This window comes from Halolamina salina (assembly GCF_042678005.1).
GTDB classification, from domain to species: Archaea; Halobacteriota; Halobacteria; order Halobacteriales; family Haloferacaceae; genus Halolamina; species Halolamina salina.
In genome coordinates, this window is sequence record NZ_JBHUDH010000011.1 from 58858 (window position 1) to 68212 (window position 9355).

General features: G+C 69.1%; 10 protein-coding genes. 5 read left to right on the forward strand and 5 right to left on the reverse strand.

What is annotated here, in order from left to right:
• Positions 1 to 166: 166 nt before the first annotated feature.
• Entirely contained in the window at positions 167 to 1189 is a 1023-nt protein-coding gene (locus tag ACFR9S_RS01505) for an LLM class flavin-dependent oxidoreductase (protein ID WP_379732038.1), read from the reverse strand.
• Positions 1190 to 1247: 58 nt separating this feature from the next.
• Positions 1248 to 2387 carry a thiamine ABC transporter substrate-binding protein gene (locus ACFR9S_RS01510; protein WP_379732039.1) on the reverse strand — a complete coding sequence of 380 codons (1140 nt, stop codon included), beginning with the start codon at positions 2385 to 2387 and terminating at the stop codon, positions 1248 to 1250.
• A 161-nt stretch (positions 2388 to 2548) separates the two neighbouring features.
• Between ACFR9S_RS01510 and ACFR9S_RS01515 the strand changes: the two genes are divergently transcribed.
• Together ACFR9S_RS01515 and ACFR9S_RS01520 are read left to right on the forward strand one after the other, a co-directional pair.
• Positions 2549 to 3046 (forward strand): hypothetical protein, encoded by a 498-nt coding sequence (locus tag ACFR9S_RS01515; protein ID WP_379732037.1) that lies wholly within the window; start codon positions 2549 to 2551, stop codon positions 3044 to 3046.
• Positions 3047 to 3104: 58 nt separating this feature from the next.
• Positions 3105 to 4163 (forward strand): AI-2E family transporter, encoded by a 1059-nt coding sequence (locus tag ACFR9S_RS01520; RefSeq protein WP_379817869.1) that lies wholly within the window; start codon positions 3105 to 3107, stop codon positions 4161 to 4163.
• A gap of 27 nt (positions 4164 to 4190) precedes the next feature.
• Here ACFR9S_RS01520 and ACFR9S_RS01525 read toward each other — a convergent pair whose 3' ends face one another.
• The gene (locus tag ACFR9S_RS01525; RefSeq protein WP_379732456.1) at positions 4191 to 4970 is read right to left on the reverse strand and encodes a sulfurtransferase; all 780 of its coding nucleotides are present in this window, start codon (positions 4968 to 4970) and stop codon (positions 4191 to 4193) included.
• Between the two features lie 120 nt (positions 4971 to 5090).
• Between ACFR9S_RS01525 and ACFR9S_RS01530 the strand changes: the two genes are divergently transcribed.
• Positions 5091 to 5954: a sulfurtransferase gene (locus ACFR9S_RS01530; RefSeq protein ID WP_379732457.1), complete on the forward strand. Its 864-nt coding sequence runs from the start codon at positions 5091 to 5093 to the stop codon at positions 5952 to 5954.
• A gap of 92 nt (positions 5955 to 6046) precedes the next feature.
• Positions 6047 to 6664 carry a transcription antitermination protein gene (locus tag ACFR9S_RS01535; protein ID WP_379817871.1) on the forward strand — a complete coding sequence of 206 codons (618 nt, stop codon included), beginning with the start codon at positions 6047 to 6049 and terminating at the stop codon, positions 6662 to 6664.
• A gap of 66 nt (positions 6665 to 6730) precedes the next feature.
• Here the strand turns inward: ACFR9S_RS01535 and ACFR9S_RS01540 are convergent, their stop codons facing one another.
• Complete coding sequence (locus ACFR9S_RS01540; protein WP_379732222.1) at positions 6731 to 7003, reverse strand: DUF7553 family protein; 273 nt, start codon at positions 7001 to 7003, stop codon at positions 6731 to 6733.
• 60 nt (positions 7004 to 7063) lie between these two features.
• A complete protein-coding gene (locus ACFR9S_RS01545; protein ID WP_379817873.1) occupies positions 7064 to 7333 on the reverse strand; it encodes a DUF7553 family protein in 270 nt (89 codons plus the stop codon).
• A 103-nt stretch (positions 7334 to 7436) separates the two neighbouring features.
• Between ACFR9S_RS01545 and uvrB the strand changes: the two genes are divergently transcribed.
• Positions 7437 to 9355: excinuclease ABC subunit UvrB (uvrB, locus tag ACFR9S_RS01550; protein WP_379817875.1), on the forward strand; the 1919-nt coding region annotated here is incomplete at its 3' end.

Consider the following 9355-nt stretch of genomic DNA (forward strand, 5'->3'; position numbering starts at 1 on the left):
GGGGGGAGGGGTGGGGACTCCGTGCTGTGCCGGGCCTCGTGCCCGGCACACTGCGGTCACAAGTGGCCTACGAACGAGCTGCTGTTGCTGTTCGCTGTCGCAGTGCCGTCGCCGTCCTCATCCTCTCTGAATACGCAACCTAATCGATCACTTCCAACGGATCGAGTCACCCACCGTTCACACCCTCGGCGATCAGTTCGTGCGAGCGCAGCGCCGCCTCCTGCTCCGGGACGACGTGCTGGATCATCATCTCCTCTACCCCGACGCGATCCGCGAGCTGCTCGAACAGCCCGGCGATCGTCTCCGGACTCCCCGAGATCGCGCGCGGCCACTCGTCCTCGTCCAGCGTCGCCGGCGTCGGCTCGGGGACACCGCCGAGTTCGTCGATCGCCTCCTCGACCGAGGGCGTCGATCCCACCTCACCGCGCTGCATTCGCTTGAACGACGCCTCCGCGACCGCCCGCAGGCGCGCGGCCTCCTCGTCCGTCTCGGCGGCGACGGCGTTGAGCGCGACCATCCCCTGCGGCTCGTCGATCCCGCCGGGCAGCGACGACGGCTCGAACGTCTCGCGGTACGCCTCGAACGCCGGCACCGCGAAATCCGGGCGGATGAACGCCGCGAAGCAGAACCGCAGCCCCAGTTGGCCCGCAATCTTCGCGCTCGACGCGCTCGAACCGAGCACCCACGGGACGGGCTGGTCGCCGTCGGAGCTCGGCACCTCGATGTCGGCGTACTCGTGGGCGTCCGGGAAGTCGTCGTACAGGTGGTTCACGACGGCGGTGATCTTCTTCCGGTGATCCTCGTCGGGGTTGCGCTTCCGGCGGTTTGTCCCGAGCGCGCGGTCCACCGCGGGCGAGCCGTTCGCTCGACCCAGTCCGGCGTCGACGCGGCCGGGCGCGAGCCCGTCGAGGACGCCGAACTGCTCGGCGACTTTCAGCGGGCTGTAGTGGTTCAGCAGCACCGCACCCGACCCCAGCCGAATGGAGTCGGTCTCGGCGGCGAGGTGGCCCAGCAGCACTTCGGGACTGACGCCGGCGAGGCGGCTCCCCATCCCGTGGTGTTCCGCGACCCAGAAGCGCTCGAACCCCAGTTCCTCGGCCTGTCGTGCGGCCTCGACGGTGTTCCGGTACGCGTCGGTCGCGGTGCCGTCCTCGGGGACCGGCGAGAGGTCGACGGCGGAGAGATCCATACCCGGACTCGTGGACTGCGGGAGAAAACGGTTCGGCTAGCGGTCCCCGTCTCCGCTGTCAGTTGCTCGCGATCTGGCGGCTCCACTCCTCGATCCAGCCCTGGAGGTTCCCCCGGAGCTCGTCGTAGGTGAAGCTGACCGCCTCCGGCGGCACCTGGGCGTACTGCTCGTACTCGGCGTTCTCCTCGCCGAACTCCGCGTCGGTGATCGCGGGGAACTGGACGTTCCGCACCGCGATCTCGGCCTGTACCTCAGGTTGGAGCACGAACTCCATGAACGACTGCGCGAGGTCGGGGCTGTCGGTGCTCGCGAACTGGGCCATCCCCTCGGGGTTGGCGTACGCCTGATCGTTCAGGAACCTGATCTGGTGGCGGTCCATGTCCTGATCCGAGCGGTTGGCGTACACCTGATCGGTGGAGTAGGAGACGACCATCGGCGCCTCACCCTCCCCGTACGCGCTGTAGGAGTCGCCCCAGCTCCCGAGCACCCGGACGTCGTTCTCCTGTAGCTGCGACCAGTAGTCGAGGTAGTTCTCCTCCCCGCGGGCTTTGATCGTGTGCAGGAGGAACGCCCGCCCGGTCGCCGAGGAGGAGGGGTTCTGGGCGAGCAGGTCGCCCCGATACTCCGACTCCAGCAGCCCGTCGAACGTCTCGGGCGCGACGAACTCGCCGTCGTCGGCCGTGGCGTTCCAGACGAGGCTGATGTAGCCCGTGTCGTAGGGCACCGCCCGCCCCTGCGGGTCGAAGCCCAGCCCCTCCTTGATGTCGGACTGTCCCGGGAGGTCGGGCGCCTCGGCGAACAGCGAGCCGCTCTCGAGGTTCTCGTCAAGCCGGATCAGCCCGTCGACGTTCAGCCCGACGTACACGTCGGCGTCGATGTCGACGCCCGCGTTGGCCCGCTGGATGTACTGATCGAGTTCGTTGGGCGGCGTCTGGTAGACGAGGTCGGCGTCGAACTCCGACTCGAACTGCTGTTTGAGCCACCCGCCCGGGCTGGAGCTGACGGCGTCGATGAACGAACTGTACGTCGCGACGACCAGCGTCCCGCCGCCGGTCCCCCCGACGGTCGTCCCGGTCGTGGTGGTCCCGGGGGAGTCGGTGGCCGACTCTGTCGGCGACTCCACCTCGTCGGCCGAACAGCCCGCCAACAGTGCCGCGCCGGCCGCGCCGGCGCCCGCGAGGAACCGCCGCCTGTCGATCCGATCTCGGCTCATTACTCAGTTGTTTCTCTGGGTTGTTGTTAAGCGGACCGGTCGAACGCCATCGGCCGAAGGCGCCGGTCTTCTACCGTTGTGGGGGCTGTCGCCCCGATCGGCGAGTAGATTTTTCCGACGCTCGTCCCAACGCCGAAGCGGTCACGATGTCTCACGAACTCCACGAACCGTCGTTCTACGGCACGACCACCGAGCGGTGGGAGGAGCCGTCCCGGCAGGAGTTCGACGACTCCCGCGTCGCGGCCGTCGACGACCACTACCTGCTCTCGGCCTCGGGGTTCCCGCCGGACTCCTTCGAGGACCTCGCGCTGCCCGTCGTCGACGAGGACGGGCAACTGAACCGAAACGCGCTGGCGGCCGCGGCCTACGGGCCGGGCAGCGTCGAGACGCTGGACGTCTCTGAGGGGGTGGTCGAGGAGACCCGCGACCTCGTCCACGACCTGCTGACCGAGAACTTCGACTCGCTCCCCCAGACGATGAGCCGCGGCGAGCAGCGCGAGGAGATGCTCGCGTGGCTCGAGGAGCGACGCGAGGACCGCCACGAGGTCGAGCAGAAGCTCCACACCGACGACGAGGCCCGCGAGCTCGAGGCCGACGAGCAGCTCGACGAGCACCAGGAGGAGCGCCCGGAGAAAGGCCGGTAGCGTGGGCAGACGGCCGATACGGGACAACGGTTTTCTCCCCGCGGGTCCCCTCGGCCGTATGGAGACGGACTTCGGGAAGACCCGGCTGCTCGTACTCGCGCTGGTCGTCCTGACCGCGCTGTCGGCGGTGGTGCTCGCGGAGGTGCTGTACACGGTGGTGTTCGCGATCACCGTGGCGTACACGCTGTTCCCGTTCCGGCAGGCGATCGTCGACCGCGGCTACTCCCGCCGGACGGCGACGACGACGGTCACGGGCGTCGCCGCGCTGGCGCTGGTCGGCGCGGTCGTCCCGGTGGCGTTCGTCCTCTACCGGCGGCGATCCGTGTTGCTGGACATCGCTCGCGAGCTCCCGGAGAGCATCCCGATCGTCGTGGGCGAGTTCTCCTACACCATCGAGACGACGCCACTGATCGCGGCCGTCGCCGCGGCGCTCCGGGACGCCGCGCTGTCGATCGCGAGCGCCGCGACGGTGCTCTCGCTCAAGGGGATGCTGTTCGCCATCGTCGTCTACGGCCTGCTCGCGCTGGCGGCGTCGGTCCGGTCGGTCGCGGTCGGGCTGGCTCCCGCCGACTTCTACGACGTGCTGGAGCGCTACCACGAGCGAGTCCACGCGACGCTCGTCGGGATCTACGTCGTGCAGGCCGCGACCGCGGCGGCCACGTCGGTCGTTGCCTACGTCGTCTTCGCGCTGCTGGGGTACGACGCCGCGCTCACGCTCGCGGTCGTCGCGGGCGTGCTCCAGTTCGTCCCCGTCGTCGGCCCGAGCGTCGTCATCGTCGCGCTCGCGGCGACGGACGTGGTGGCCGGGAACGTCCCGCGGGCGACGACGGTGCTGCTCGTCGGCCTCCTCGTCGTCGGCTTCCTCCCGGACGCGGTGGTCCGCCCCCGACTGGCCGCCGTCACCGGCGACCTCCCGACGACGCTGTACTTCGTGGGGTTCGTCGGCGGCGTGCTCACGATCGGCCCGCTGGGGTTCGTGCTCGGGCCGCTGGCGGTCGGTCTCCTCGTGGAGACGGTCGAACTGCTCTCGACGGTGCCGGAGATCGAGGACGCGCCCGCGCCCGAGGCGCTGGCCGACGAGGCGGTACAGTCCGACCGCGAGGCCGGAATCGAGTAGTCGTTCCTTCACACCCCGCCGCGATCGTTACTCCGTGACCAGCTCCCCGCCGCGATCCTCCCACTCCGTCAGGCTGCCCTCGTACAGTTCGACCTGCTCGTACCCCAACTGTCGGAGGACGAGATAGGTGTGGCTCACTCGCCGGGCGGTGTTGCAGTACAGCACCGTCCGGCTCTCGGGGACGATCCCGCGCTCTTCCAGTAGCTCCCGGAGTTCGGATTCGGGGCGCAGCCCGCGGCGCTCCTCGTCGACGAGCTCCCGCCAGTCGAGCTGGACCGCGCCCGGCAGGTGCCCCTCGGCGAACTCCCAGTCCTCCCGGGTGTCGACCAGCGTCACGTCGCCGGATTCGGCTGCCGGAAGCAGCTCCCGGACCGTCTCGAAGTCCACCAGCGGCGTCTCCGCTTCGGGGTCGCTCTCGTACGTGGCGGGGTCGGGATCGACGCCGTCGGTCGTCGTCTCGTACTCCCGTTGCCACGAACTGAAGTCGCCGTCGAGCAGGTGGAGCTTCTCGGGATCGTGACCCAGCAGCAGCGCGGTCACGACGAACCGCGCGGCGAACACCCCCTGCGTGTCGTCGTAGGCGACGATCTCCTCGTCGGTGCCGATCCCGGCGTCGGAGAGCAGTTCCTCCCACTCCGCACGCGGGGGGAGCTTCCCGGCCTCCCCCTCGTCGGAGCGGAAGCTGTCGAACGGGACGTTCACCGCGCCCGGCAGGTGGCCGATGCTGTCGTACTCCCACGGGTCGCGCACGTCGACGACGGCGGCGTCGCCGCCCTCGACCCACGACGCGGGGACGAATGGCTGCATGGGTGACCCGACGACGCGGCCGGACTTAGCCCCCCGGATCGCGACACCGTCGGAGAGGCCGGCGAGCGCCGCCGGTGGGGTTGCCGTTTAAGTGGGCACCGGACCTAGTTTAGAGCGAACATGTCTTCAGAGTACGCGACCGACGCGCTCGTCTCCGCCGACTGGGTGGAGGAGCGCTTGGACGAGTTCCAGAGCGACGACCCGGACTACCGGCTGGTGGAGGTCAGCGTCGACACCGAGGCCTACGACGAGGGCCACGCCCCCGGCGCGATCGGCTTCAACTGGGAGAGCCAACTGCAGGACCAGACGACCCGCGACATCCTGAGCAAGGGTGACTTCGAGGACCTGCTCGGCGAGCACGGGATCGCCAACGACTCGACGGTCGTGTTCTACGGCGACAACTCCAACTGGTTCGCCGCCTACGCCTACTGGCAGTTCAAGTACTACGGCCACGAGGACGTCCGCCTGCTCGACGGCGGCCGCGACTACTGGGTCGAGAACGACTACCCGACCACGACGGAGGAGCCGGAGTTCTCCGCACAGGAGTACACCGCCCGCGGCCCCTTCGAGGACATCCGCGCGTACCGCGAGGACGTGGAGAACGCCATCGAGCGCGGCGTCCCCCTCGTCGACGTTCGCTCGCCCGAGGAGTTCTCTGGCGAGGTGCTCGCGCCGCCGGGACTCAACGAGACCGCCCAGCGCGGCGGCCACATCCCCGGCGCCCAGAACATCTCCTGGGCCGCGACGGTCAACGACGACGGGACGTTCAAGTCCGCCGACGAACTCCGCGAGCTGTACGCCGAGAAGGGGATCGACGGCGACGAGTCCGTCGTCGCCTACTGCCGCATCGGCGAGCGCTCCTCGATCGCGTGGTTCGCGCTCCACGAACTGCTCGGCTACGAGTCGACCGTGAACTACGACGGCTCTTGGACCGAGTGGGGCAACCTCGTCGGCGCGCCCGTCGAGACCGGCGACGGCGAGTAACGTCGGCAGCCAGCCGCTCCCTGCGGCCATATTGACGGCGTTCGACTGCCCCGACCGTGGGCTACAAGCCGCTCCTGCCCCTCCGTCGGGGTATGGACGCCGACACCTTTCTCGACGAACTGCGGGACGCCCGCGGCACCGAACTCTCGCGGCTGAGCTCCTCGAAAGCCGTCTACGCGCTGACCGGCGGCGAGATGACCGGCGACGCGGTCCGGGCCGGCACCGCACGCGAACTCCACGCGCTCACGTCGGTCTTCGACGACTGGGCGGAGACGAGCGAGGACGATGTGGCCGACCTGTTCGCCGACGCCGCCGTGTTCGCGGCAACGTCTGCCGGCGACTTCGACACCGAGGCAGCGAGCGACGCCGCGACGGGCATCACCGCCGACGCACTCGCGGGCGGGGAGACCGACGTGGAACGACTCGCCGGCGCCGCGGCCGCCCTGCTCGTGCTCGAAGAGCTCACGGGCCAGCTCGTCGGCTTCTTCGTCGGCGACGCCGACCGGACGAGCGCCGACGAGTTCCGCCAGTTTCGTTCGGAACTGGGCGAGTACCGGGACGACGCGGCCGACCTCCTCGCCGAGCACTGTGCGGACGACGCCGACCGAGAGATCGCGAGCGAGGTCGGCACCGACGTGATCGACGCCGCCTACGACTGGTACGTCGAGACGCTGGAGGGGATGGGCGTCGAGCCGAAGAACGTCTGTTGAGTCGGGCAGCCCGTCGCTCTGGAGCGATCCGTACCTCTCAGAATCTCCAGACGAAACGGAGGGGTGTTAGACGCCGCCGACGGTCTCGCGGTACGCCGTGATCGCTTCCTCGGCGTCGTCGACGTGGGCCACGGCGTCCCCGTCCAGCGACTCGCGGATATCCGACAGCGCATTCAGGTGGCGCGCGAGCCGGCCCTGATCCGGCCCGCGGTCGGCGGTCGCCAGTTGATCGAACTGGTCGGCCTGTTCGGCGAGGCGTTCTTGCAGTTCGGGGTCGGTCGCACGCTCGGCCGCCGCCCGGAGTTCGTCGCTCGCGGTCTGTAGCTGGTCTCGGGTCATGTACGGCGGTTCGGCGCGAAGCGACAAAGCCGTTCGGCCGGCGCTCTCGCTACCATGGTCTCAGCCGTCCAGTTCCTCCCGGCGCTCCCGCACGCTCTCGAGCGCGTCGTTCACCTGTTCGCTCACGTCGCCGCTGGTCGCCTCGCGCAGGTCACCCAGCGCGTGGAGGTGCTGCATCAGGTCCTCGTCGTCCGGCTCCTCGTCGGCGGCCGCCAGCGCGGCGAGGCGGTCGGAGAGGTCGTACAGCCGGCGCTGAATCTCGGCGTCGGTGGCGGCCGCGCTGGCCCGTCTGAGCGCCTCGCTTGCGTGCTGGAGTCGGTCGTCGGGCATGGTCGATCCGTCGGCGCGCCCGCGGCAAAGCGGTTCCGTTCGTCGGTGCGAACGGTTCCCACGACCGGGCCGCTCAAGTCCGTTCATCACCTGTTTCCCGCCAATGAGCGACTCCCAGAGCGGTCCGCTGTCGCCGGACCGACCCGAGGCCGAGCGGCCGTTCCGCGTCGACGCCCCCTTCGACCCCGCGGGCGACCAGCCCGAGGCCATCGAGCAGTTGGCCGAGGGGTTCCGCGAGGGGATGGACCGCCAGACGCTGCTGGGCGTGACCGGCTCGGGCAAGACCAACACCGTCTCGTGGCTGATCGAGGAGATCCAGAAGCCGACGCTCGTCATCGCCCACAACAAGACGCTCGCGGCCCAGTTGTACGAGGAGTTCCGCGAGCTGTTCCCGGACAACGCCGTCGAGTACTTCGTCTCCTACTACGACTACTACCAGCCCGAGGCGTACGTCGAGCAGTCGGACACGTTCATCGAGAAGGACGCCTCGATCAACGACGAGATCGACCGGCTGCGCCACTCCGCGACGCGCTCGCTGCTCACGCGCGACGACGTGATCGTCGTCGCCTCCGTCTCCGCTATCTACGGGCTGGGTGACCCGCGGAACTACGTCGATATGTCCCTGCGACTGGAGCAGGGCCAGCAGATCGACCGCGACGAACTGCTCGGCCAACTGGTCGACCTGAACTACGAGCGCAACGACGTCGACTTCACCCAGGGCACGTTCCGCGTCCGCGGCGACACGGTCGAGATATTCCCGATGTACGGCCGCTACGCCGTCCGCGTGGAGTTCTGGGGCGACGAGATCGACCGGATCCGGAAGGTGAACACCCTCGAAGGCGAGGTCGTCAGCGAGGAGCCGGCAGTCCTCCTCCACCCGGCGGAGCACTACTCGATCCCGGAGGACCGCCTGCAGGAGGCGATGGCCGAGATCGAGGACCTGATGGAGGAGCGCGTCCGCCACTTCGAGCGGCAGGGCGACCTCGTCGCCGCCCAGCGCATCGAGGAGCGCACCACGTTCGACCTCGAGATGCTGCAGGAGACGGGCTACTGCTCGGGGATCGAGAACTACTCGGTCCACCTCTCGGACCGCGAGCAGGGCGAGGCGCCGTACACGCTGCTCGACTACTTCCCCGACGACTTCCTCACCGTCGTCGACGAGTCCCACCAGACGCTCCCGCAGATCCGCGGGCAGTTCGAGGGCGACAAGTCCCGCAAGGACTCGCTGGTCGAGAACGGGTTCCGGCTCCCCACCGCCTACGACAACCGCCCGCTCACGTTCGAGGAGTTCGAAGAGAAGACCGACGAGACGCTGTACGTCTCCGCGACGCCCGGCGACTACGAGCGCGAGCACTCCGATCAGATCGTCGAACAGATCGTCCGGCCCACCCACCTCGTCGACCCCGCGGTCGAGGTGACGAGCGCCGAGGGACAGATCGACGACCTGATGGACCGCATCGACGAGCGCATCGAGCGCGACGAGCGCACGCTCGTGACGACGCTCACCAAGCGGATGGCCGAAGATCTCACCGAGTACCTCGAGGAGGCGGGCGTGAACGTCGCGTACATGCACGACGAGACGGACACGCTCGAACGCCACGAGATCATCCGCTCGCTCCGACTCGGCGAGATCGACGTGCTCGTCGGGATCAATCTCCTCCGTGAGGGGCTGGACATCCCCGAAGTGAGCCTCGTCGCGATCCTCGACGCCGATCAGGAGGGGTTCCTGCGCTCGGAGACGATGCTCGTCCAGACGATGGGTCGTGCGGCACGGAACGTTAACGGCGAGGTGGTGCTGTACGCCGACGAGCGCACCGACGCGATGAGCAGCGCGATCGAGGAGACGCGCCGCCGCCGGGCGATCCAGCAGCGCTACAACGAGGAACACGGCTTCGAGCCGACCACGATCGAGAAGGAGATCGGCGAGACGAACCTCCCCGGGAGCAAGACCGACGCCTCCGGCGCCGCCGACGCCGAAGTCGGCGACGCCGACGACGCCGCCCGCCAGATCGAACGGCTCGA

Coding starts and splice junctions, on each gene's coding strand:
- ACFR9S_RS01505 (WP_379732038.1), bottom strand. CDS start 1,189: ATGGATCTCTCCGCCGTCGACCTCTCGCCGGTCCCCGAGGACGGCACC.
- ACFR9S_RS01515 (WP_379732037.1), top strand. CDS start 2,549: ATGTCTCACGAACTCCACGAACCGTCGTTCTACGGCACGACCACCGAG.
- ACFR9S_RS01520 (WP_379817869.1), top strand. CDS start 3,105: ATGGAGACGGACTTCGGGAAGACCCGGCTGCTCGTACTCGCGCTGGTC.
- ACFR9S_RS01525 (WP_379732456.1), bottom strand. CDS start 4,970: ATGCAGCCATTCGTCCCCGCGTCGTGGGTCGAGGGCGGCGACGCCGCC.
- ACFR9S_RS01530 (WP_379732457.1), top strand. CDS start 5,091: ATGTCTTCAGAGTACGCGACCGACGCGCTCGTCTCCGCCGACTGGGTG.
- ACFR9S_RS01535 (WP_379817871.1), top strand. CDS start 6,047: ATGGACGCCGACACCTTTCTCGACGAACTGCGGGACGCCCGCGGCACC.
- ACFR9S_RS01540 (WP_379732222.1), bottom strand. CDS start 7,003: ATGACCCGAGACCAGCTACAGACCGCGAGCGACGAACTCCGGGCGGCG.
- ACFR9S_RS01545 (WP_379817873.1), bottom strand. CDS start 7,333: ATGCCCGACGACCGACTCCAGCACGCAAGCGAGGCGCTCAGACGGGCC.